The organism is Aequorivita iocasae (genome assembly GCF_016757735.1).
Taxonomy (GTDB): Bacteria; Bacteroidota; Bacteroidia; order Flavobacteriales; family Flavobacteriaceae; genus Aequorivita; species Aequorivita iocasae.
Genome location: NZ_CP068439.1, coordinates 3,118,462 through 3,139,723, shown reverse-complemented (window position 1 = coordinate 3,139,723; position 21,262 = coordinate 3,118,462). Strand labels below are relative to the sequence as shown.

At 36.3% G+C, this 21,262-nt stretch carries 26 protein-coding genes; 12 read left to right on the top strand and 14 right to left on the bottom strand.

The window, feature by feature from the left end; genetic code table 11:
- Positions 1 to 5: 5 nt before the first annotated feature.
- Together JK629_RS14425 and JK629_RS14420 are read right to left on the bottom strand one after the other, a co-directional pair.
- Positions 6 to 701 carry a toxin-antitoxin system YwqK family antitoxin gene (locus JK629_RS14425; protein WP_202336304.1) on the bottom strand — a complete coding sequence of 232 codons (696 nt, stop codon included), beginning with the start codon at positions 699 to 701 and terminating at the stop codon, positions 6 to 8.
- 447 nt (positions 702 to 1,148) lie between these two features.
- On the bottom strand, positions 1,149 to 1,427 hold the full coding sequence (locus JK629_RS14420; protein ID WP_202336303.1) for a hypothetical protein: 279 nt from the start codon (positions 1,425 to 1,427) through the stop codon (positions 1,149 to 1,151).
- Between the two features lie 312 nt (positions 1,428 to 1,739).
- Here JK629_RS14420 and JK629_RS14415 point away from each other — a divergent pair, with 312 nt between their 5' ends.
- The 7 genes from JK629_RS14415 to JK629_RS14385 all read left to right on the top strand — a co-directional run bounded on the left by JK629_RS14415 (position 1,740) and on the right by JK629_RS14385 (position 7,700).
- Complete coding sequence (locus JK629_RS14415) at positions 1,740 to 2,093, top strand: single-stranded DNA-binding protein (protein ID WP_202336302.1); 354 nt, start codon at positions 1,740 to 1,742, stop codon at positions 2,091 to 2,093.
- A gap of 79 nt (positions 2,094 to 2,172) precedes the next feature.
- On the top strand, positions 2,173 to 2,598 hold the full coding sequence (locus JK629_RS14410; protein ID WP_225626055.1) for a DUF6876 family protein: 426 nt from the start codon (positions 2,173 to 2,175) through the stop codon (positions 2,596 to 2,598).
- A gap of 18 nt (positions 2,599 to 2,616) precedes the next feature.
- Positions 2,617 to 2,814 carry a hypothetical protein gene (locus JK629_RS14405; RefSeq protein WP_202336301.1) on the top strand — a complete coding sequence of 66 codons (198 nt, stop codon included), beginning with the start codon at positions 2,617 to 2,619 and terminating at the stop codon, positions 2,812 to 2,814.
- A gap of 392 nt (positions 2,815 to 3,206) precedes the next feature.
- Positions 3,207 to 3,605, top strand: coding sequence for a BfmA/BtgA family mobilization protein (locus JK629_RS14400; protein ID WP_202336300.1), 399 nt, complete (start codon positions 3,207 to 3,209; stop codon positions 3,603 to 3,605).
- Between the two features lie 11 nt (positions 3,606 to 3,616).
- The gene (mobB, locus tag JK629_RS14395) at positions 3,617 to 4,666 is read left to right on the top strand and encodes a MobB family relaxase (RefSeq protein WP_202336299.1); all 1,050 of its coding nucleotides are present in this window, start codon (positions 3,617 to 3,619) and stop codon (positions 4,664 to 4,666) included.
- A 4-nt stretch (positions 4,667 to 4,670) separates the two neighbouring features.
- Complete coding sequence (locus JK629_RS14390; RefSeq protein WP_202336298.1) at positions 4,671 to 6,263, top strand: type IV secretory system conjugative DNA transfer family protein; 1,593 nt, start codon at positions 4,671 to 4,673, stop codon at positions 6,261 to 6,263.
- A gap of 54 nt (positions 6,264 to 6,317) precedes the next feature.
- Positions 6,318 to 7,700: an RNA-binding domain-containing protein gene (locus tag JK629_RS14385; protein ID WP_202336297.1), complete on the top strand. Its 1,383-nt coding sequence runs from the start codon at positions 6,318 to 6,320 to the stop codon at positions 7,698 to 7,700.
- Here JK629_RS14385 and JK629_RS14380 read toward each other — a convergent pair.
- On the bottom strand, positions 7,697 to 8,428 hold the full coding sequence (locus tag JK629_RS14380; RefSeq protein ID WP_202336296.1) for a hypothetical protein: 732 nt from the start codon (positions 8,426 to 8,428) through the stop codon (positions 7,697 to 7,699). The two genes, JK629_RS14385 and JK629_RS14380, sit on opposite strands and share 4 nt — an antisense overlap.
- Entirely contained in the window at positions 8,415 to 9,083 is a 669-nt protein-coding gene (locus JK629_RS14375) for a sigma-70 family RNA polymerase sigma factor (RefSeq protein WP_202336295.1), read from the bottom strand. The genes JK629_RS14380 and JK629_RS14375 overlap by 14 nt, the downstream gene beginning before the upstream one ends.
- A gap of 106 nt (positions 9,084 to 9,189) precedes the next feature.
- On the opposite strand from JK629_RS14375, the gene JK629_RS14370 reads away from it, so the two are divergent.
- The 4 genes from JK629_RS14370 to JK629_RS14355 are packed head-to-tail and all read left to right on the top strand — an operon-like array spanning position 9,190 to position 12,235.
- On the top strand, positions 9,190 to 9,363 hold the full coding sequence (locus JK629_RS14370; RefSeq protein WP_202336294.1) for a hypothetical protein: 174 nt from the start codon (positions 9,190 to 9,192) through the stop codon (positions 9,361 to 9,363).
- Between the two features lie 3 nt (positions 9,364 to 9,366).
- A complete protein-coding gene (locus tag JK629_RS14365) occupies positions 9,367 to 9,783 on the top strand; it encodes a lecithin retinol acyltransferase family protein (protein WP_202336293.1) in 417 nt (138 codons plus the stop codon).
- Positions 9,776 to 10,603 carry an SMODS-associated NUDIX domain-containing protein gene (locus tag JK629_RS14360; protein WP_202336292.1) on the top strand — a complete coding sequence of 276 codons (828 nt, stop codon included), beginning with the start codon at positions 9,776 to 9,778 and terminating at the stop codon, positions 10,601 to 10,603. Before JK629_RS14365 ends, JK629_RS14360 begins: the two co-directional genes overlap by 8 nt.
- Positions 10,604 to 12,235: a nucleotidyltransferase domain-containing protein gene (locus tag JK629_RS14355; protein ID WP_202336291.1), complete on the top strand. Its 1,632-nt coding sequence runs from the start codon at positions 10,604 to 10,606 to the stop codon at positions 12,233 to 12,235.
- Here the strand turns inward: JK629_RS14355 and JK629_RS14350 are convergent.
- From JK629_RS14350 to JK629_RS14310, 9 genes are read right to left on the bottom strand one after another with little or no spacing between them, the layout of a single operon-like run.
- Entirely contained in the window at positions 12,232 to 12,606 is a 375-nt protein-coding gene (locus tag JK629_RS14350) for a DUF4878 domain-containing protein (RefSeq protein ID WP_202336290.1), read from the bottom strand. The two genes, JK629_RS14355 and JK629_RS14350, sit on opposite strands and share 4 nt — an antisense overlap.
- A gap of 7 nt (positions 12,607 to 12,613) precedes the next feature.
- Positions 12,614 to 13,447: a DUF4138 domain-containing protein gene (locus tag JK629_RS14345; RefSeq protein WP_202336289.1), complete on the bottom strand. Its 834-nt coding sequence runs from the start codon at positions 13,445 to 13,447 to the stop codon at positions 12,614 to 12,616.
- Positions 13,444 to 14,367 carry a conjugative transposon protein TraM gene (traM, locus tag JK629_RS14340; RefSeq protein ID WP_202336288.1) on the bottom strand — a complete coding sequence of 308 codons (924 nt, stop codon included), beginning with the start codon at positions 14,365 to 14,367 and terminating at the stop codon, positions 13,444 to 13,446. Before traM ends, JK629_RS14345 begins: the two co-directional genes overlap by 4 nt.
- Positions 14,357 to 14,971: a conjugal transfer protein TraK gene (locus JK629_RS14335; RefSeq protein WP_202336287.1), complete on the bottom strand. Its 615-nt coding sequence runs from the start codon at positions 14,969 to 14,971 to the stop codon at positions 14,357 to 14,359. The genes traM and JK629_RS14335 overlap by 11 nt, the downstream gene beginning before the upstream one ends.
- Before the next feature lie 12 nt (positions 14,972 to 14,983).
- The gene (locus tag JK629_RS14330) at positions 14,984 to 15,826 is read right to left on the bottom strand and encodes a hypothetical protein (protein ID WP_202336286.1); all 843 of its coding nucleotides are present in this window, start codon (positions 15,824 to 15,826) and stop codon (positions 14,984 to 14,986) included.
- A gap of 1 nt (position 15,827) precedes the next feature.
- A complete protein-coding gene (locus tag JK629_RS14325; RefSeq protein WP_202336285.1) occupies positions 15,828 to 16,397 on the bottom strand; it encodes a conjugal transfer protein in 570 nt (189 codons plus the stop codon).
- Between the two features lie 11 nt (positions 16,398 to 16,408).
- Positions 16,409 to 18,805, bottom strand: a complete 2,397-nt coding sequence (locus JK629_RS14320) for a TraG family conjugative transposon ATPase (protein ID WP_202336284.1) — start codon at positions 18,803 to 18,805, stop codon at positions 16,409 to 16,411.
- Positions 18,792 to 19,076: a hypothetical protein gene (locus tag JK629_RS14315; RefSeq protein WP_202336283.1), complete on the bottom strand. Its 285-nt coding sequence runs from the start codon at positions 19,074 to 19,076 to the stop codon at positions 18,792 to 18,794. Before JK629_RS14315 ends, JK629_RS14320 begins: the two co-directional genes overlap by 14 nt.
- Positions 19,076 to 19,363, bottom strand: a complete 288-nt coding sequence (locus tag JK629_RS14310) for a hypothetical protein (protein WP_202336282.1) — start codon at positions 19,361 to 19,363, stop codon at positions 19,076 to 19,078. Before JK629_RS14310 ends, JK629_RS14315 begins: the two co-directional genes overlap by 1 nt.
- Positions 19,364 to 19,539: 176 nt before the next feature.
- On the opposite strand from JK629_RS14310, the gene JK629_RS14305 reads away from it, so the two are divergent.
- On the top strand, positions 19,540 to 20,196 hold the full coding sequence (locus JK629_RS14305; RefSeq protein WP_202336281.1) for an N-acetylmuramoyl-L-alanine amidase family protein: 657 nt from the start codon (positions 19,540 to 19,542) through the stop codon (positions 20,194 to 20,196).
- A gap of 110 nt (positions 20,197 to 20,306) precedes the next feature.
- Here JK629_RS14305 and JK629_RS14300 read toward each other — a convergent pair whose 3' ends face one another.
- Positions 20,307 to 21,254, bottom strand: coding sequence for a hypothetical protein (locus JK629_RS14300; RefSeq protein WP_202336280.1), 948 nt, complete (start codon positions 21,252 to 21,254; stop codon positions 20,307 to 20,309).
- Positions 21,255 to 21,262 lie beyond the last annotated feature (8 nt).

Sequence of the window (21,262 nt, the reverse complement as noted above, 5' to 3'; positions counted from 1 at the left end):
AATACCTAATTATTTTTGTCCGTAGCCCTTTCCTTTTTTCCAAAAATTCTTTTTAATATGGAAGTATTCTTATTTTTCTTTTCTTTTGGATCAGGTGTAAGTTTCGAATTCTTTGCGCTATCTTTTTTCTTAAATATCCTCCCGAAAAAGCCCTCTTTTTTTCCAACGATTGTACTATCCCTTTTACCAAAAATCCGTTTTAGGAGACTTTCTTTGCCATTTATAGAGTCCAAACGTTTTCTTACAACGCGAGGATGATCTTTGAACGGCTCACCATTTCTATACCAGGTAGTGTCTTTTGATTTTATGTCAATCCAGATATCCGTTTTAATATTGTTCCGATACTTCCCTTGGGTCATAAGTTCACCATTTTCATTATAATAATGATAAGGGCCATATTTTTCCCCGTCTACCCATCTGCTTTCTTCCATAAGTGAACCATTTGAATACCATCTTTTCCAAATGCCGGTCTTCAGTCCGTATTCGAACTCTCCCTTTTCAGCAAGATTATTGCCCGCATAGTATTTTACATATCCAAGATGTAAAAGTTCCCCAGCTGCACCACCAAAAGAATTGTGTATTTCGCCGGTTTTGTACCAGAAATACTCCTTATCTTTTTTTGTTATCCTATCTTTTAGGGAGACATAAAAATGAATATCGTATTCTTTTGTCCGAATAACTTTTTTTTGTATAGGATCCATATTGAATCCCACACTTAAAATTATACAACCAATTAATATTAAAATGCGGGTCTTCGATTTAAGAGACATATTTACTTTTTGGGCTTAAATATATTGTTTTAAATGTTAAATTCCTTAACATTTGATTGTTTTTATTAATTAATTTAAGGAATTATCCCACATTTTTTTCTGATTTACTTTTGTCGTCTTTTGACTATTATTAAAGTTAATTTAAAAACAATATGAAATAAAAAATTATAGAAGCAATTAATGAATGAGGAAGTAGGTGATACAATTTTAAATATTGCTATGGTGAACAATGGATAATATTACTGGGGTTATTGGTCTCCCGCAGAATTTATTTCCTTTGGCTCCAAGCGGCGAGATGATTCAACTTTTTCCGTTTATTTCTAATGAATTCAGTCCGTTCTGCACACGCTTTTTAAATTAGCCATTTCTATTTGCCGTTCAGCCCATTCCCCTACATTCCGCGAAGGCTCCATTCCGGGAAAAGAGCTTCACTACAATTATCTTGGACACCGTCCCCAATTTTTGCCCTCCATTGCGCTGACCCTCCCGCAGGCTGGGAGGGAAGGCTACATTCCAGCCACAAATCGGGAACTGAGTCCGCCTATTCGGAATTTCCATACTTTGCATTTGTTCCCACTTCCCTTGGTTTTGTATTTCACATACATTCTTTAGAAAACTTCCCATGCCGCCACTGTCCCTACCTTTTTTTGATGGCAAAGAACCAACATTTGGAAGTTAAACGGACTGCATAACCGGTCGCGGGCTCCCTTTTATAAGTCCTTATTAATTCCAAATATTGAAAATGTACCGGCAACAAAAAAAGGTAACAGCGACGGCTCTATGGGAAGTAAATCTAAAACGAAAATTATGGAATCTTACAAAATCAATAAAAGGGAAGCGGGAACAAAGTTAAAAAAACAAAAAAAGGAAAACGCTCTGGATATAATAAGTAAATCACTTAAAAAAAAATAAACGCTAACCGTCCGAAGGGTTCGGACGGAATTTTAATCAATCTTTAATTTTTCAATCATGAGTACACTTAGAAACAAAGTACATCTGATCGGGAACGTGGGCAATGCCCCCGAGACCAAGACCCTTGAGAGCGGCAGGAAAGTCGCAAATTTTTCACTTGCAACCAATGAGTTCTATAAGAATTCCAATGGCGAGAAAGAGCAGAATACCCAATGGCACAATATTGTTGCCTGGGGCAAGATTGCCGAAATCGTTGAGAAATACGTGGGCAAGGGAAAGGAAGTTGCCATTGAGGGCAAATTGACCTCCCGATCCTATGAGACCGAAAAAGGGGAGAAAAGATATGTTACCGAAGTGGTAGCAGATGAAATCCTGTTGCTCGGAACCAAGGACAACACAAACGCTGAATAACAGCGGTAAAATTTAAGAGGGCGTTCCCGTCGAAAGTAGCGCCCTCTTATTCATTATTAACTTCTAAAAAAATTCAACAATGAAATCACAGATTCACGAATACCAAAATAAATACTCGCGAATGAGTAAAGCACAAGTTAACGAAATAAAACAGGGATTGCAACATTTTTCTGGAACGGATATGTTCTATCAAATCCCACTGACACGCACCCGATTTACCAACGGAATTAAGTATTTGGTGGAAGCCGCTGAATGTTTTTGGTTGGTCACGGATACTTCTATAATTGCTAAAAGTTTACTAAAGAAAAGCTATTTTATAACCATTGATTTTAAAAGGTTACCGGAAGAGGAACAGCAAAAAATGGGTTGCGAGGCGACCATCACTTATGGCGATGGAAATGGAACTATTTTGGAAACCCATAAATACAGGGCAACGGATTTTCCATTGGATGAACTCCGGCTTTATTTTATCGATAACACGCTCTTGTTGCCAAGTGAATATTAAGATTTTAAAATGTAAGCTATGATTTATCTTAATTATTCAAACTTGAACGAGGAGACCCAAAACCAACTTCTTGAAAACTCCAAAAAGGAAATCGAGGAACGGTTTGGGGATGATATCCGAAGGTACGCCGATGAAAATCACATTGATTTTGATACGATGCTGGAAGAGGAAGCACAGCGAAATCTTTACAGCTATGATGTTGTATTTGTCATTTAAATCTTAAAAACGAAAAAAGCACAAGACCTTTGAATTTTCAAGGGTCTTTGTTTTTAAGCGGATTCCATTTTTCTCAATAATTCTATTTCTTCTTTGGTAATACTTACAAAATTTCATTTTTAAAATCTTAAAAAATTCAAATCTCATTTCAGTCAGTAAATAAGCCATTACATTCAGAGGTAATGGTATTTTTTTTGGTCCTGCGAGCTGGACGAAAAGGAATAGCAAGAGGGTAACACGCTGGCGCGATGTTTCGATATTTGTGGTTTTGCAAACAATTAAAAATCAAGCCGTTGAAATTGATTCCTTTTCGAATATTTGGATTTCGGGATTATTTTTTACTAAAAACACACGTCGGCGCAATAAAACAGGAAATTTTTTTACTAAAAAGAATGGATAAAGGATATGAAAAAGAACGGTTTGAGACCTTGAAAATCAAGACGATCGTGGCTGTTAAATTCAGACGGTTTTGCAAAAAAATGTCCAAATCCCAGTCAATGGCCTTGCTTCTGATGCTTGACTTTTTTGAGGATAACGGGATTTCGCCAAATGAATCCATCGGGCCTAAAATGCAGACATTGGAAGCTTTGATAAAGAAAAGGATCAATGGGGTCATTGCCATTATGAAGCACATAGAAAAGAACCAAACCAAGCCTACGGTCGCAATGATGCAATCGCTTTTTGAAGAATTGGAACCTACCAAGAAGCCACTCATTTTGGAAAAGGAGATTCCGATTAGAAAGAATGAAATACGATTCCAAGAGAAGAAACATACCAATAACGAACTATAAAACCATTATAAATGTATATCACAATAACAGCCCAGAAATTGGGTAAGACCTATGCACAAAGTGCTGCGGAATTTGTAGAGTATCTGGAGAAGGAAAACCAAGGTTTGGAAAAGGATGACCTGCCTGACGGACAAGCAGGAATGGAACATTTCTTCAATCAATATGGCGATGAAATCAGTGCAGAAAACGTCATCAAAGAGATTGATAACAATACGGCAAAACTCAAAAAAGTGGAACCCAAATTTTATTCGATTACCATAAATCCAAGTAAGTATGAGTTGAGAAAATTGCAGAATAGCAGTGAGGACTTGAAACGATATACCAGAGCCATAATGAAAGATTACGCCAGTTCCTTCAATCGTGAGATAAATGGGAAACCGATTACCGTTGATGACATAAAATACTTCGCGAAGATTGAACACCAAAGAACCTTTAAGGGAACGGATAGGCAGGTGAGGGAGAACCAACCCTTCGCGACCAAAATACTTAAATTAAAAAAGGAGCTATGGAAGATAGAAAACGGCCAGCTCACTGGAAATATCAAACAATTAAAATCAGAAATAGCTAAACTTGAGGCCAGCGCGCCACACCAACAAAATGGGAAACGGATCGTCCAGGGAATGCAGAAAGAGGGAAACCAAAGCCACATTCACATCATAGTCAGTCGGAAGGATACTTCCAATTCCGTGAGCCTTTCACCGGGAAGTAAATATAGATCATCAGAAGTAATGATGAATGGAAAAATGGTAAAGCGTGGCTTCGATAGGGACTCATTTTTTGCCAAAGCTGAAAAAACTTTCGATGCCACTTTTGGTTATAAACGTAACTATGCCGAATCCTATCAATCGAAAAAGGATTTTATCAAAAATCCAAAGCTGTATTTTTCAGTTTTATTGGGTCTGCCAGCAAGCCAAAAAGTCATAGCCTTTAAGATTCTTGGGAAATCGGGTGTGCCCATTGCAAGCCTTCCCACCAATAAGGTTCAAGTTGCATTGAAAACCATTCGATATTTAAAAAGGGGGGTTGAAGTGGCCATTAAATCGGGTTCAATAGGAATTTAGAGTTATGGGTACACCAAGTTTAACAGTAATAATAACATTGATTGTTGGTATAAGCTTTTTTTTCTATGCGCTGTTTAAACTGACACGATTTGCTTTTTTTATAAATGTCGTACTACTGATTAGCTGCTTTGCAATATTGTTTTATTTTGAAACGAATTCAGACTTCATATTTTATCTACTTACCTTATTTTGTCCGCTACTTTTGATAAATACGGTATGCTATGTATTTCTTCACAAAGGCAATCAATCACGGAACCTGCATGATAAATACCAGGTTCATTTTAAGACAAAGGGAAGGCCGTTTAAAATCAACAATATCAAACGTGGAGCTTCCGTCATTGGATCTGCTGGAAGTGGGAAGACGGAAAGTGTGGTTTACAACTTTTTATCACATTTCAGTTCCCACTCATTTTGTGGCTTGATCCACGATTACAAGCACTTTGAAATTACCGAAATGGCATATCCATTGTTTGAAAAAAAGCAGATAGAATTTCGGATCATCTCCTTTGATGAGATTTTTGACCGTGTGAACCCCATTGCGCCCCAATATATGCAGGATGAGGAAAGTGTGAATGAAGTAGCAAGGGTGCTTATCGAAAACCTATTGGAGCAGAAAGAATCTGGCAGTACGGGAACGAGTAAATTCTTCAATGATGCTGCAGAAGGACTTATAGGAGGATTGATTTGGAAACTGAGTACATCCTATCCCCAATACTGCACATTACCACATCTGATTGCCATTTACCAGCTATTGGACACGGATAGTCTAACCGCATTTTTAAATTCAAATACAACGTCCAGAGCAATGGCAGACGCTTTTATCAGTGGCAAGGAATCGGATAGACAGACCGCGGGGGTTAAAAGCACGTTGGCCAATGCGCTTAAAAAGATAAGCACCAAACGTATTTTTATGGTGCTTTCCGCTGATGATGTACCGCTCAATATCAATAGCCAAGATAAGCCTACCGTAATAGCAGTTGTGAATAATCCAAAATATGAAACGGCCTATTCGCCAATTATCGCAACCATAATTCATACGATAACAAAACAAATGAGTGTGCGGAATTCAAAACCATCATTCCTGTTGATGGAGGAAGCACCCACAATTCGATTGCTCAATATGCACCGCATCCCTGCAACATTGCGCAGTTATGATATTGCGACCATTTACGTAATGCAGGACAAAATCCAGAATGATATGATGTATGGCGACAAGGCGAGCAAGGCAATCTTAAGCAATTTGTCCTATCAATTCTTCGGAAAGGTAAACGACCCGGACACTGCCAAATATTACGAACGTTTCTTTGAAATAGTCAAAAAGGAAACCACAAGTGTGAACCGAGGACATAACCTCAATTTTGATACCCGAATCACTACTGGGGAACGTGAGGTGTCAAAGATTAGAGCCGATGTGTTTTTTAGGCTTAAACAGGGAGAGTTTATAACCTTTGCGGATGGAGAGGATAAAAAGGTCCAATTCAAGCTTTCCAAAATAGAAAGACGATTACCTATCAAAAGAAATAATTATACTGATGCGGATTTGGAAGAAAACTTTGAACGGGTTTATAGAGAAGCGAGATCAATCTTCAAAAATTAATATCTTTATCCAAATGCTTTTAAAATTTCGGGTAGAAAAGGAATTCAAATTTATATGCCAGAAACCAACCGAATAGAATACAAACGAGAATTGTCCGATGGTCTTGAAAAAGAGGTCGTTGCTTTCCTGAACTATCGTGAAGGCGGTATTGTATACATTGGTGTCGATAAAAATGGAAACACTTACGGATTGGCGGATGCTGATGGAGGCCAACTCAAAATAAAAGACAGGTTAAAAAACAACATTCGTCCTTCTGCAATGGGGCTGTTCGACATCGTGAGTGAAGTTAGGGAAGGAAAGGACATCCTCAAAGTCATTGTCGCCAGTGGCCCGGAAAAGCCCTATCATCTCAAAAAATATGGGATGAGTGAAAAGGGATGTTTTATCCGTTTAGGGTCTGCCGCAGAACCTATGCCCCAAAAGATGATTGATGAGCTTTTTGCCAGCCGAACCCGTAATTCCATAAGTAAAATCAAGGCAAATAGGCAAGATTTAACCTTTAGTCAATTAAAGATATACTATCAGGAATCGGGTTATAATCTTGGTAATAATTTTGCGAAAAATCTGGAATTGCTTACTGAAGATGGTTTATACAATTATGCAGCCTATTTATTGGCGGACAAAAACAATACCTCTATAAAAGTTGCCAAATATTCAGGTGCCAATCGTGCTGATCTCATAGAAAGCAACGAATATGGACACGAAAGTTTGGTAAAAGCAACGAAGCAAGTCATCGATAAGATTGCCGTAGAAAATAGAACCAATACTAAAATTACATCCAAAGAACGAAAACAGAACAATCTTTGGAATCCCATTGCCTTACGCGAGGCCATCATCAATGCCTTTGTGCATAATGACTATACAAATGAAATTACCCCAAAGTTCGAAATCTTTTCAGACCGAATTGAGATTACATCTGCTGGTGGTTTACCGGAAGGTTTGAGCAAACAGGAATTTTTTGAAGGCTTTTCCGTTCCGCGGAATAAGGAACTGATGCGTGTTTTTAAAGATTTGGAATTGGTGGAACAGCTGGGTTCTGGCATACCTCGCATCTTGGAACACTATGGAAAGGAAAGTTTTAGCTTTAGCGAAAATTTTCTTCGAATGACTTTTATGGCAAAAGAAACTGCTGTTAATAAAGATGATGCTGATGGTAATGAAATAGGTGGTCAAATGGGTGGTCAAAAAGGTGGTCAAATAAATAAGGAAACTGAAAAAGCAATAGATGCTAATTCTGAATTAACACAAAGACAAAAGCAAATACTAAAACTTATATACGTAGATAATAGGATAAGTCGTTCTGGAATTGCAGAGGTTCTTCATATAAATGAATCTGCTATTCAAAAGCACCTAAATAATCTAAAAGAAGCTGGATATATAGAACGCATAGGTGGAACTCGCGGATATTGGCAGGTAAATGTGGAAGATAAATCTTAATTACTTGAGGGATAAAATCCTTCATTATTCATCCAATCTATAGTATCAAGTATTTCCTGTCTTTGATATTTGGATTTATCTGGATGCCAAGCATAAAATTTCTTTATTAAAATGTCATCATTGAGAAGTTGTTTTTCTTCTATAATTTCTTTCCAACAAGCAAAAACTGTAGCGATTAACTCTACATTTCTAGTTCTAAATTTTCTAAATTTTTCAATAATAAAATCGATGTCAGAAAGCTCGTTTGAAAAATAACGTTCATACCATTCTCTATGACCACCAACTTTTTCTAACGGCTGATACTTAAGGTAGTCGTTTGAGGAAAAAGTAAACCACTGATTTTCTCTAAATTTTTTATCCAATGACCGCATCAATCGATTGTCATAAGGGCCCATTGCCTGTTTGAGAAAATTCGTATGCAGATTCATTTGTGTTGAATGCTGGCATAGGTATATTAACTTTTGGAGTTTAAGATGTCCTAAAGTGTTTTCTTTATGAAGTTTAAATACAATTTCAGCGGCTAAAACTGTTCTACGATGAAAATCAATATTAGTAGGTTTTATTTTAGGCCGTAAATTTTTTAGAATCTCTTCTGAATTAATTTTAGTTTCGTCTGCCTCAAACTGATAATTTCTAAAACTTTCGTCAAATGCTTTTATTTCAATTTTATTTTCAGGTAAACCAAAACCTAAAGAACCTAGTATTTCATCTATTTTAGACTTTTCCATCAGATAATTCTTGAGTTAATTTCATTACTTCCTTATAACTTTTAATCTTTTCAAGCGCTTCCTTTTTATAAGTACGAATAGTGGATTGTTCAATTCCACCTAAATGAGCGCGGAGTTCTTCACGAAGTTTTTTAGGAAGATTAAATCCTAACTTCTCATACTTGGTGTAAGTTAAATAAACAGTTCTTTGGGCTGGGGTTAGTGATTCTATTGCTTTGATGATAATAGCCTGTTCCATATTGAGTTGCACACCCTTTAGATTAGGCAATTCAGTTACAATTTCTTCTGACCCGTCATAAGGATTGTTAATTTTCCGTTGCTGTTGACGATAATAGTTTGTAAACTCATTTCTCGCAATTTTATATAAATAATTTTTAAAAGCATCATCCACATTTTTTTTCCTTGCCTTATTTATTTGGAAGTCCCCCTTTTTTGCATATGAAGAGAATGTAGCGGTGGCAACTAATTCAGCGACCGTAATGTCGTGACCAAATCTTTTAGAAGTGATTTCGCATTTGTTCAACACATCTTTCTTAAATCTATGACATAAAGCGTGAAATGCGTTTTCCCGTAAAGAATCGGGATTACCTTTATCCTGATAAAGTTCAGTCAATTGTAGGGTTTCTTCATCTTTAAGTATAGTCCAGTCAGACATTTAGTTGGTTCATTAACTGTACGCAAAAGCGTTGGGAACGGTTGAGCGTATTAAGGGTAGTAACACGCTCGCGTAAAACTAATAATAATTTTTAACAAATTTTAAGATGGCAAAAAATAAACCAATGGGAGACAATGCTCGAAAAGGAGCTGTAAAACAAAGGTCACAAGTCCTTAACCCAAAAACAAACTTGTACGTAAAAAGAAATGGCGAAAACGGTCAATTTATGGACGTGAAAACAACTGGCGGAAAGTTTAAAGGGGTCAGAAAAGAAAAATAAAATATGATAAATACATTATATAATCTCTCTGGTCTTTCGCCAGGGGATGTAATTATTGCTAAAAAACGTACTGGATTCGGTAGAATTCTTAATCATTACATAGTGTATGTTGGAGATAACCGATTTATTGGTAATCTTATTGATGGAGTAAAAGAATTGCATCATCACGAATTAATGAGATTACTACAAGATTATGAACCAATAGGCGTTAGGCCGTTCAATGGAACAATATTTCAACGGCAATTAGCAATTCATAGGGCTTATTCTAAATTAGGTAACAGGTACAGTTTGTTAAATTTTAACTGTGAACACTTTGCAAATTGGGTTCAGTTCGGTAAAGCAGAAAGTAGTCAAGTGACGACCGGTTTTCTTATTCTGGCAGGTGCAATTGCCTTAAAAGTGATGGCAAGGGATGAGTAGTGAATTAAAAAGATTTTTTGGTTACGTCGTCGGTTTTTGTTTAGCAATCGGCTACTTAATTTATAGGTATTTTTTCCTTAATCCAGTAACAGATTTTCATAAGGAAATTTTGGTAGCATTTGCAATTGCAATTATTACGGCCTGCTTGATGGGGATTTACGAAACCATAAAATGTCAAGGCAAATATTTTTGGATAGCCTTAAAATGTTCTCTCTTAATTCCAAACAAAAAAGTGTATGTGTCATTGAGCTATTTGCTTCGGATAAAAATACAGGGAAATGAGCTATATTTTTTAGTGAAAGGTTCTAAAATTAATCAGTACCAACCTGTTGGAGGCGTATATAAATTGGTTGGCAATAAGGATACTTATAAAGAATGGGAAGCTTATCCAAAATCAGACATCAAGAATCCGAAGGACTTGCGCTTTTTTGTAAGGGCAAAACATATTCCCAATATTATACAGTGGTTTAAGTCAAGAAAAGATAGAGAAATTGGTGTGTGGAGAGAATTTTTTGAAGAATTGGTTGAAACCAAAATTTTAAAGCCGGAAAACTTTAAAACCATACGGGCTGAATATCTTGGTACTCACGAGAATATTCTCAATAAACAGAATAGGTTTAGCGATGAGACATATCATACGTTGATATACGATATTTTTCAGATTGAACTCAACCAAGATCAACTTAACCAGTTCAATAATTTATTGGATGCAAACAGATTTACCAAAAAATACGCATTCGTAACTAAAGATGAAATTGAAAAAGAATGCTTTAACAATCACAAACTTAAAATAGGACAACACGCCAAATTTACAATATAAATGAATTTTCAAGAATATTTATACAACCACGGTTTTCAAAGAGAAGACTTACTTGCAAGACTCGCTGAATCGCTTGAACTTGATGAATCACGTTCCAAAAGAATGGAATCCGCTTACAATGCAATTTATGATGTATTAAAGGCAGATCCAATATTTTTTTCCAAAGTGGACTTTGTGGTATATCCACAAGGTTCAAAAGCGATAGGTACGACTACAAAACCCATTGGCCAAGATGAATTTGATTTGGATATAGTAGTCCAAATCAGAGAGTCATACCATATTTATACTTCATCAGAGATTTATAATCATCTCATCCGGGTATTCAAAAACAACCAACTTTACAAACCAAAGCTAATTGAAAAAAATCGATGTGCGAGAATAAACTACGAGGGTGATTTTCACCTCGATATACTTCCCGGTTGTATAATCATTGAAACAGAAGATAAATTGATGGTTCCCGACAGAGAACTGGCATCTTGGACTTCATCATTCCCAAAAGGATACTCAAAATGGTTTTTGGACAGAGCAGAAAACGTTCGAGAAACTTTATTGAAGAAAGCATTTAGTGGATATATTGCCCTTTCCGAAGCAAAAGCAGAACAAGAAGATTTGCCAAATGAGGACTATTATGACAAAGAGCCATTGAAACGCTCTGTGCAACTCACAAAACGTTATCGGGATATCTTTTTTGCAAATAAACCAAAATATCGAACTTCCAGTATAGTTCTTACAACGATTTTTGGGCAATTTTACGATGGTGAAGCGTCTATTTATGAAACCATTGATAACGTTCTAAATAAAATTTTAAGGAGATATAGTGCCTATGAGATGTTATACGAAAGTAGTGGTGTTTATAACAGAATCAAGGTTTTAAACCCTGTGAATGAAGACGAAGATTTTACAGAGAAATGGGATAAAGATAATGAGTACTATATTCAGTTTATTACATTTGCAAGAAGTTTTAAGGAAAATTGGGAGCGTCTAAAAAATGGTGATTTTGGTGTGGCAGAGGATTTATTCGGTAGTACAAGAACAAAGACTATTTTAAAAGCACAACTGGAGAGTTTGGCATCAACAAAATCAAACACTCTTGAAAAAGCTGGTCTTATTATTTTATCGGGAAATAATTATGTAGATGGGGGCGGGAATATTACTGAAACCCACGGATATAAAAGTAAACCCAACCGTAATTATGGGAGTGTGGAAATAGACATTCGTCCAAGACAACATACAATATTTTCAAAGAATTATATTGCGCCATACATTCAAAAGGAATATGTTGATAAAAACTTTCCTTGGTTACAAACTGTAGTTAAAGACGGCAAACTTTTGGGCAAGGGCAAAATTAAACCTAAAGGCTGCAAAAAAGAATATGAAATACTTGTTAGTTATGATATTAACGACACTGGTAGAAAAGAAAGGGTATTTATTTTGAACGATAGTAAAATTAAATTCGGAACGACACCGCATTTATATCCTGGAAATAGTCTTTGTCTTTATTACCCAAAAGATTTACCACAACATCTAGAATTAAATTTTGTTGATATAATTCCTTGGATATCAGAATGGCTAGTAATGTACGAGCTTTGGAAAAAATATGGAATTTGGTTGGCTAACGAGATTAAGCACTAATCTTTTATCTCAAAATGGTCCTTTTCCTTTAAATCTTTTTCCGTAACCTTCCATTGTCCATTTTCCTTTACAAGCTTAAAAGTCTCAGGTTTCTCCTCAAACGAAGTAGAAAACTGGACCCAAGCAATATCTCCATCAACTTTTTCCTGCAATACTTTAAAGTTTGATTTTCCGGAAGTGTTTGCGGTCATTATATCCTGTATTGCCAAGAATGATTCATAGCTTTCAACAGTTGTGTATTCTTTCAATTTCTGATTGTCTTTACTATAAAAGCTTTCCACAACAATTTTGGCGGTTTCAGTAGGGGACAGGTTTTGTTGGGAGCAAGCTGCACCAACAAGTAGCAGAAGTATTAACGCTAAATTTTTCATATAAGTTTCAATTTGGGTTATTGATATATTTATTTGAGACTTTCAATTTTATATTTCGTTCTCCATTTTTTTCATTCAGTTTCAAAACTACCATTTTGTCATTGCTCAATGAAAACTTGGGAAGAACATAAACCATCCTTTTTATTTGTTTCTCGGCAACCTTCGTAGGAACATCATATTTAAAATTAGGAAACTGTGAAATTCGCTGTAATGATTTCTTTTTTCCCTGTTTTCTGGTTTGGGTCGAAATATCCAAGAAGTTCAAATCGTAATCTAAGGAAGATTTGTTTTGAATTTTAATTACGAAATAAAGTTCTTCCTTATCAAAAACTATGTTTTCCAAACTGAGAATAATACCGTTTTTACGTTTTTGGATACTCCCAATTCTTTGTTTTCTGGTCAACAGATAAGAGCAAAACCTTTCGTAGTAAAATGTTTTGTCCGTGAACAGATTGGCAATATTAGTAGAATCAGAACCCTCTGTAAATTTTGGTTGTTCAAAACCGATACTCTCGGACTGTGGAACAAAATAATTCAGCTTTTCCAGTTGCTCCCTATAGCTAACAATATACGAAAAAATTGAGCCATTTGTATTGATTACGAGCAAATTACTTGCCTTTCCAGGCTTGGCCTGAAGCAATCCAAAGAATTGTTCTTTTTCTCGATTATACGTGAAAACAAAGTTGTCCGCACCCGTAATTCCTTGTCGAATAGGATTTGGGAAAAAGAGCGCAACGTTCTTTTGGTCGTTGGCAAAGATGGTGTCGAGCGGGGCCGTGTTTTGGGCCTCCATAAAGAAGCTGGCAAGGAATAAACTTCCCAATAAAATTGAATTTTTCATAACGCTGGTTTTAGAATGAGTTTGTAATTATTGGTCACGGTAACCTTGACCGTTCTTTGGTTCTTACGAAATACTTTTTGGATTCCACTAACCTGTGGAACCCCTGCTATATTGATGTCTCCCACAATGTCATCCACGACCTCGCGGCTCACATCAGCACGGAAACTGTTTTCCACATAAATCCCTTCACTTCCGTCCTGGAGGTCAAAGGCTTTTAGTTTTACGGGACGATGATTAATGTTCTCAATTTCAATCAGGGCACGGTTTGGTTTGAAGCTAATAAAACCGAAAACGGGTGTGTTCTTTGGAACTTTCACTCCATTTATCAATGCATCCTTTAACAGGCGCATCCGCAATCGATAATTAGTTTTTACAACTTGGTTTCCGTCAACTTCCACAAATATTTCCGCATCGGTATTGGCAATGTCCATCTTGGGATTGGCCATTGGATCCGACGCAAAAAACAATTGGTGCTCCAGGCCCAATTCCTTTAGTGCAATGGCTTCATCTTTCTTGGCCGTTAGGGTATCCTCGTTCACTTTTGGTTTCCTTCGATACCTTTCGGGAACCACGTAGGTGTCTTTTGAATAGTTGATCCTGTTGTGTTTGTAAATACTATCCACAATTCTCACTTTTTCCTTGTCCATAAAATCAGGATCGTAGAAACCAAGGGAATCGATGTTCTTTTCGTCATAGATACTCGGGGCATTTGTTTCCCTCACTTCCTTTAGGGCATCAATTGCTTCCAGTTTTGACTTGTACTCTTTCTGGTTTTCATCCAGTTCCGGCACGGCGGTCTGTGTCAAACTTTCGCTTTCGGATTCATCCCCCGACATCACTGATATGGTGTAGGCGATAATGAATACTACCACAATGGCGAGGACGGAACCAAAAACTATTTTATTCTTTTCAATTTTCATTTGTAAGTTTTTTAAGTGATTTTTCAAAATAATCAGTGATCAAAAGACCGTGTGTATTCTTGGGAAAGTTTCGGTCCACGACAATCAGCCTTCCTGTGGAGATCAATTCATACCGATCCACCACGGTACCGCGATTGATTTCAAAAATTGTTTTGGTCTGAAATTTATAAGGATTGCTCTGCAGGTCCAATTGGGATTCAATGCTGATAACTTTTTGAACCAGTGAATATTGGAGCAATCTGTTATATACGCCATCGGCTTTCTTTTGTCGATACAGATTATCGACAGAGCTGTTTCCAAGCCACAAAGCTTTCTCCAAATTCTTTTCGTAGTTGCTCGCATCTATATTGTAGAAATAGGAATGGAACAGTTCGAGATGTGCCAAGGCTTCAACTTTTAAATTTTCTTTTTGTGCAACCCATTTTAAGGGAATTACAGATCCGTCAGTATTGATTGCGAAAGCATTGTTCAATGCCTTATTATTGATATTGAACACAGACCAAACGGAAATGATGCTGGACAGAAAGGAAAAAGCCACAACGGCAATTACGATAAACCGATTTGTCTTTAGGACCTTATAGATATTTTTATAGGGTGTTTTCATTATTAAATCCGTTTAAGCTGTAAAAAGTCTCGAGGTGAATGTGGTGGCACGTCTATAGAGCTTGAATTTTAGAAATACAATAAATCCTATGGAGCCGAGTTCTACAACGGGCGCAAAAACTTTATTGCCCACATCGGTGCCAAAAAGGTTTACCCAAAAGTTGGTGTTGATTTCCGTGTAGATCGCATTGATAAAAACATTGACCAGAAAGAAGGCCGGCACCAACATATAGACTGCCGCATAAAGCTTGAAATAGTTATAGGCAAGGGTGCGGAATTTCTCAAAAACCGCCAAGCTGATTACAAGCGGGAAGAAGGCACGCATAATTCCCAAAAGGAAAAATCGTTCTGCCAAAAATAATGGGTAGATGAATAGGTCTAATATCCATAGAAAGAGTCCGATGATAAATGCAAAAATCTTAAATCCATACAAGGGAGTAACCAGTGCATCATACAACAAGGCCATAGCCTTTTTGAACATATCCATTGCCCCTACATCCTCCTCCAGTGGAATATCCTGCAATTGTAAAGGAAGTAAGGCAGGAGCCGTGTTGCGATATTGGGATTCAATGGCCACCAATATGCCATCAAAGAACCCCAATACCTGCGTTGAGAAAATGACGAGGATGACGATCATAAAATTTTTGATTAGTTCGCCAGGACTAAGTCCCCAAGTGTATCCATCCTTATCTACCGCACCCTCATTGTATTTTTTGAGAATGTTGATCAGAAAGAACAGCACCGCGAGCGTTTTCATTCCGCCAATTGTGTATTGCGAAAAGTCGCTGTTCTGTATGGTCTGGTAAATCGTGTCAACGTATTCCAGACCTATCCCCAATGAGATTGCGCCGGTCATTTTAGTAGGCTGTTTCCCGGTTATTTATCTTGTCCTGCATTTTCCTAAAGGAAATAATATCCCGATAGCGCTCAGTCTTTTTTGTGATTTCGGCAACCATTTCCTTTGTTTGGACTTCCTTTGCTTTCAAAATCGAGGCTCTTTCGGCATCGCTCATTTTCATATAATCGCTGGAGAGGATCTGATCTATAAAGTCAAGATTGTCCAAAGAGGTATCGATTATAGCGTTGAAGGAATCTGAGATACGGGTAATCTCGTCAGGTTTTATAAAAGGGGAGTTCAATATATCTCGTAAATCCTCATTTACAATGTCAATCAAACGTTGGTTGTCCCGGTTGATTTCTTGAACTGCCTTCAGCTGTTTGATCACATCGTTTACCTTTTCAAGGTTTTCTTTCTGGGTTTTTAAGAATTTGACCGTTTTCATAAGATTGGACGTCTGCTTTCCAGACTCCAATAACTGTTTAATCAAACTGATAAAGTTTGTGTTGTCATAAACGGGCATTCCTTGGGCCTTGATATTTAGGCTGAACAATAGTGCCATTGCGAGAATTAAAATTTTTGACTTCATAATTTCTGTTTTTAGGATGTATATTCAGTGATTGCTTTTTCCATATTTTGATGCTTTTCATAAAGCTTCATTATTTCTTCATTTTCAGCCCCGTCCGTTAAGTAAGCTGCATAAACTTCTTTGGGAACTTCCAAACGAAAAATGTTGCTTTCCCTTCCGATTTTTATAAACATTTCCGTGTACTTGCGTGGCCCCGAAAGATTGTTTTTGATTGATTTCAGCTGATTTAAATCGTGGCTGGAGAGGTGCAACCTTTTCTGCAGCTCGTCATATCCTTTTTCATTGTGAAGGCTGTAAATGACCTGTGTGTTCTCCAGAATACTTGCGGATGTTGAATTATTTGGAAGTTGGTTGATGGATTGTAGGATGATACCAATAGCTCCATTCTGTTTTCGGATAGCCTGGTAATAGAATTCCACGCTCTCCAATACATTTTCAAACTTGAGCTGCTTTGCAAACTCATCGAACAAAATGACACCTTTTTCAGCACGGTTCTTCCAAATGGTTCTTTGGATCGCCGATTTTATAAGTTTCAGCATTACGGAAAGAATTTCTTTATTGTCCTTCACTTCATCCAGTTCAAAAACAATCAATCTTTTGTCCTCAATTTTATAGGTTTGGTCCTCACTTACCTCAAAGAGGAAACTGTACAGTCCATCCCCAACATACTCGGACATAATGTGCAGGAAATTGGTAATGTTGAAATAATCGGAATGTATTTTCAATTTCTTTAAAAGTGAATCCTGATTGGACTCAATAAAAGCATAAAAACTGCTAAGTGAATGATTGGTCTTGATTTGCTTATAATAATGGCGTAGGATTTTCTTAACGGATACCGATTGCGCTTTGGTAACTTTTAAATCTGATGCGAACAATTCAAAAAGGAATACGGAAAGATCCTCCAAACGTTCAGGGGTCAAGTCTTTAAGGTCACTTATATAAAAGGGGTTTATACCAAGGTTTTTTCCACTTTCATAGCGGAGCACGGTGTATTGCTCGGGATAAAGTTTTGCAAACTTGGTGTATGAGCCGCCCAAATCTATAATAACAAGACGAACTCCGCTTTCAAAATATTGACGCAAGATATTGTTGGCTAAAAAGGATTTTCCTTCCCCAGTAGGCGCGAAGATTGCGAAGTTTCTGGCCTTGATGCGTTTCTTTTTGTCATCCCAGACATCTTTAAGGACAGGAATGTTATGTTCCCTATCGTTGAATATTACTCCCGTTGTATCCGATTTATAATTGGTGTTGTTGATCAATAGGCATAGCGAATGTTTTAAATCCGTTACATACAGATCGTCATTTGAAAAGTTGGAAGAAAAGCAGCAAAAGCTATTCAGGATATAATTTTTACGTTCCTCGCCACGGGGATAGTAAGGAATAATGTCCAATTCCTTAAATTCAGTCTTTATCTTGGAACTGATTTTTTCAAGATTTTTCATCTCCTTATCCCAATAAATAATATTGAGATGTCCCCGGATTACCCGCGCATTGTCATCGGAATTTATTTGGTCCTGTATATATTGGATCTTCTTTAAAACCACTTTATTTTGCGATCCAAAATTGGAGCTTTTGTTGAGTTCTTCGATCTTCTTGTCGAGGATCTTTCGCCACTTCTGTTTGTCATCCAGATACATAATTTGGTTTACAATATGGTTTTCATTCAGCGTAAGTCCAAGTCCATCGATAAACCCTTGATGAAACACAAAATCGTCTGAAGTAAAATGTTCATTGGTCTTGCTGCTCTGTACATTTTCGCCAAAGCAGAGCTCACTGTTTACGGCAAGAGCATCGAAATAGTTTTCTCCAATATTCAATTCCCTTTTCTCTAAAATTATATCAGTATCAAACCCTTCATTGAAACCATTGAAAAAGCCATTTGTCATACTTTGGATTTCCTTTGAATCCAAAGGAGTGAATTCCATTTTTCGACTGTTGTTTATAAAGGAAACCGAATCACTAACGGCACCAAGAAAACTGTGAATAGTATCGTCCATTTCCGGGACAATTGTTTTTGTCACCTTTTTAAAGGGGTTGATATATTTTGAATTGTTTAGCGCTTTGTTTTTGGTAAGAATGAAAAACAGATAACATTTGTGCTTCATATATTCCCGTCCCTTAAAATGCTTGTGTGTGGCTTTTTCCAAAAAGGTTTTGTTAGGTAGATTTTCTGAGTAAAAGTTTCTTTTTAGATAAATATCCTGTTTGTGAACAACGCATCCAGTAGGCAAGGATTTAATGGCCTGAAACCAAGCCCCGTGAATATCCTCGAAATCTTTTTCGGAGAGGGAATATATTTCTGGAAGATTGCCCGCGTAACACAAAACCACATTGCCATTATTGGCAAAAATGACATTCTCTTGAATATCCACTATTGGGTGATATGCGGCCACGTTAATCTTCTTCATAATTGAAAAGTGTGGGTTTCTTATTGCTGATAATCTGAGGAAAAGGTTTTGAGAAATGGAACAGTTGTGGATTGTTTGTAATCCTTATAAGCGCGATATACAGGCCTATATTCAATACTATTGCTCCGACGATTATACCGAAACTGAAAGAGAAAATAATGACCAAGAGCGAAGCCACTACTGAGATCATCATTAGGGCAAACAGGGATATGGGCAGCCCAAAAATGACCGCCCTTTTCCTGATGTTTCTATAGGGCTCGTATTGTTTCATTATACCACAATTCCGATTAAATAAGTAAAAATTCCGACCACGGCTCCCGCGATCAGGACGAATACCAAAACTCGGGTAATCCCTTTTTTTAGGTCTGCGTTCTCTCCAAAGAAATGCCCAGCATTAAAGAGAAATCCAATAAGAAAGATAACTCCGAGAATAATAGGGAAGATGGTCCGTATAGTATCGGAAACATCATTTACGGATTCTTCGATTCCGCCAATCTGCGCGAAGCTTTGTGTGAATGAAAATAAAAGAGCGGTTAAAATGAAAATAGATCTTTTCATAACTATGCGTTTTATAGACCTGGAATAGGTTGGTTATTGAAATTTTGCGAAATCTATTATGAAATGAAGGGAGGGAAAGAAAATCTTTAAATTTTAACGCTAACCATTGTTAAACTTTGGAGGATTGTTAGAAATGGAAATGAATCTTTGAATTTTGTTCAAAACAAGAAGTTATTATGACTCAGATCAAGTTTTTAATTTCGATCATTTTTGCCTTAGAATTATTTGGATTGCCCAGCCCTGTTTTGGCACAAACAAACCAAACTAGAAAACAGATAATTGTAATTGATCCTGGCCATGGTGGAACGGATTCTGGGGCTGTGGGGGTTAATGGTAGTCTGGAAAAGGATATCGTCCTGAAAATCGCGAAGGAAATTGTTGAACTAAATGAGATCACTTTTAAAAACCACTTTGAAATTTATCTTACTCGATATAAGGACACGCTTATTTCGTTGGGAGACAGAACAAAGTTGGCAAGGACACTTAAAGCTGATTTATTTCTTTCACTCCATTGTAATTATTCGGACAACCCAAATGCCCGGGGTGTAGAAGTTTATGTGTCAAAGAAGCAAGGCAAATATTCTCCGGAATCAATATTACTGGCCTATGCACTTCAAAGGGATTTAAAGATTAATCTTGGATTTGAGAGTAGGGGAGTGAAATTTGCAAATTTTCATGTTTTGAGAGAGACGGTTAATGAACTTTCCGCTATCCTTTTGGAAATGGGTTTTCTTTCCCAAGAGGATGAAAATGCTTTCTTAAAATTTAAAAAAAATAATAGCATAATGGCCCTTTTGATAATTGAAACAATTTATAAAATTAGAAAACAATGAAAGAGTTCACAGTAAAAATTTTTAAAAATTTAAAAGAAGTCTTGAAAACAGTTAGTAAAGGTTTAAAATACTTAAAGAGAAACAAACTTTAATTTCTAAATCAATATGATTTACTTTCGTTTAAATTTTCCAAATATTGATTTTTTCTTTTTTCTTGAGCCAAATTTTTCTTCGAAATCTTCTTGAAAGTTTTTGATTCTCCGAACTTCATTACTAATTATTTCCTTGAAGTTAATATCGTTTTCAGTAGGAATATAAAAGATGTTTTGAAGTAGCAATTTAGATTCAATTTTTTTCATTTTATTTAATGAAAGATTTCCATTAATAAGCTTAAAAAAATATTCCCTTCTTTCATCAAGTATTTCCTCTCCATCTGGTATAAAAGGAAAATGGTAGTAATCGTCATTTACTATTATCTCGCTAATTAAATCTATAATTGTAAACATTCGGTTGCAATCTAAAATAGAATAATAATTTTCATGGCCAAGACTATGTGCGATATAATGCCTATTTAAAAATGAATGAGAAAAATCAAATTTATTAGTATTAGCAAAATACCAGTTAGACAGGCATTCTTGTAGAGCTTTAGAGTACACAAGGCGAGAATATGGTTTAAGTGTTCTTAAAGGCATATTACAGAATGTATCTATAAGCTCCCTTGTAGAAGGCTTTTTATTTTGAAATGAATTTGAACATTTATAATGAGAAAGCAAAACGCCTTCTACAATAGTGACCAAACATACTATTACAGAAATAAAATCTTTTTTATAGTAGTGAAAAGTCGCCTTATCTATTAAATGTGAAAATTTATTAAGATGAGTCAGCTTTATAGCTTTAAAAACCAAAAATGCTCTATAATTCGGATGGAATATGATTGGGGCAATTACTTTGTTGATTTCTTTATTAATTTCATTTTCGGGTATTTTTGAATTACTTATTTTTTCACAAATCTTTTCAATTTCAATAAATTCTCCACCTGTTAGTACTGGAGAAATAAACCAACCGTATTTTGACAAAATTGCTGTTACTTTACTATAATTTTCACTCCAGTTTTCCAATACCTTAT

Bases quoted from the DNA above. Each gene is read 5' to 3' on its own strand.
- JK629_RS14425 (WP_202336304.1), bottom strand. From the start codon at position 701: ATGGATCCTATACAAAAAAAAGTTATTCGGACAAAAGAATACGATATT.
- JK629_RS14415 (WP_202336302.1), top strand. From the start codon at position 1,740: ATGAGTACACTTAGAAACAAAGTACATCTGATCGGGAACGTGGGCAAT.
- JK629_RS14410 (WP_225626055.1), top strand. From the start codon at position 2,173: ATGAAATCACAGATTCACGAATACCAAAATAAATACTCGCGAATGAGT.
- JK629_RS14405 (WP_202336301.1), top strand. From the start codon at position 2,617: ATGATTTATCTTAATTATTCAAACTTGAACGAGGAGACCCAAAACCAA.
- JK629_RS14400 (WP_202336300.1), top strand. From the start codon at position 3,207: ATGGATAAAGGATATGAAAAAGAACGGTTTGAGACCTTGAAAATCAAG.
- mobB (WP_202336299.1), top strand. From the start codon at position 3,617: ATGTATATCACAATAACAGCCCAGAAATTGGGTAAGACCTATGCACAA.
- JK629_RS14390 (WP_202336298.1), top strand. From the start codon at position 4,671: ATGGGTACACCAAGTTTAACAGTAATAATAACATTGATTGTTGGTATA.
- JK629_RS14385 (WP_202336297.1), top strand. From the start codon at position 6,318: ATGCCAGAAACCAACCGAATAGAATACAAACGAGAATTGTCCGATGGT.
- JK629_RS14380 (WP_202336296.1), bottom strand. From the start codon at position 8,428: ATGGAAAAGTCTAAAATAGATGAAATACTAGGTTCTTTAGGTTTTGGT.
- JK629_RS14375 (WP_202336295.1), bottom strand. From the start codon at position 9,083: ATGTCTGACTGGACTATACTTAAAGATGAAGAAACCCTACAATTGACT.
- JK629_RS14370 (WP_202336294.1), top strand. From the start codon at position 9,190: ATGGCAAAAAATAAACCAATGGGAGACAATGCTCGAAAAGGAGCTGTA.
- JK629_RS14365 (WP_202336293.1), top strand. From the start codon at position 9,367: ATGATAAATACATTATATAATCTCTCTGGTCTTTCGCCAGGGGATGTA.
- JK629_RS14360 (WP_202336292.1), top strand. From the start codon at position 9,776: ATGAGTAGTGAATTAAAAAGATTTTTTGGTTACGTCGTCGGTTTTTGT.
- JK629_RS14355 (WP_202336291.1), top strand. From the start codon at position 10,604: ATGAATTTTCAAGAATATTTATACAACCACGGTTTTCAAAGAGAAGAC.
- JK629_RS14350 (WP_202336290.1), bottom strand. From the start codon at position 12,606: ATGAAAAATTTAGCGTTAATACTTCTGCTACTTGTTGGTGCAGCTTGC.
- JK629_RS14345 (WP_202336289.1), bottom strand. From the start codon at position 13,447: ATGAAAAATTCAATTTTATTGGGAAGTTTATTCCTTGCCAGCTTCTTT.
- traM (WP_202336288.1), bottom strand. From the start codon at position 14,367: ATGAAAATTGAAAAGAATAAAATAGTTTTTGGTTCCGTCCTCGCCATT.
- JK629_RS14335 (WP_202336287.1), bottom strand. From the start codon at position 14,971: ATGAAAACACCCTATAAAAATATCTATAAGGTCCTAAAGACAAATCGG.
- JK629_RS14330 (WP_202336286.1), bottom strand. From the start codon at position 15,826: ATGACCGGCGCAATCTCATTGGGGATAGGTCTGGAATACGTTGACACG.
- JK629_RS14325 (WP_202336285.1), bottom strand. From the start codon at position 16,397: ATGAAGTCAAAAATTTTAATTCTCGCAATGGCACTATTGTTCAGCCTA.
- JK629_RS14320 (WP_202336284.1), bottom strand. From the start codon at position 18,805: ATGAAGAAGATTAACGTGGCCGCATATCACCCAATAGTGGATATTCAA.
- JK629_RS14315 (WP_202336283.1), bottom strand. From the start codon at position 19,076: ATGAAACAATACGAGCCCTATAGAAACATCAGGAAAAGGGCGGTCATT.
- JK629_RS14310 (WP_202336282.1), bottom strand. From the start codon at position 19,363: ATGAAAAGATCTATTTTCATTTTAACCGCTCTTTTATTTTCATTCACA.
- JK629_RS14305 (WP_202336281.1), top strand. From the start codon at position 19,540: ATGACTCAGATCAAGTTTTTAATTTCGATCATTTTTGCCTTAGAATTA.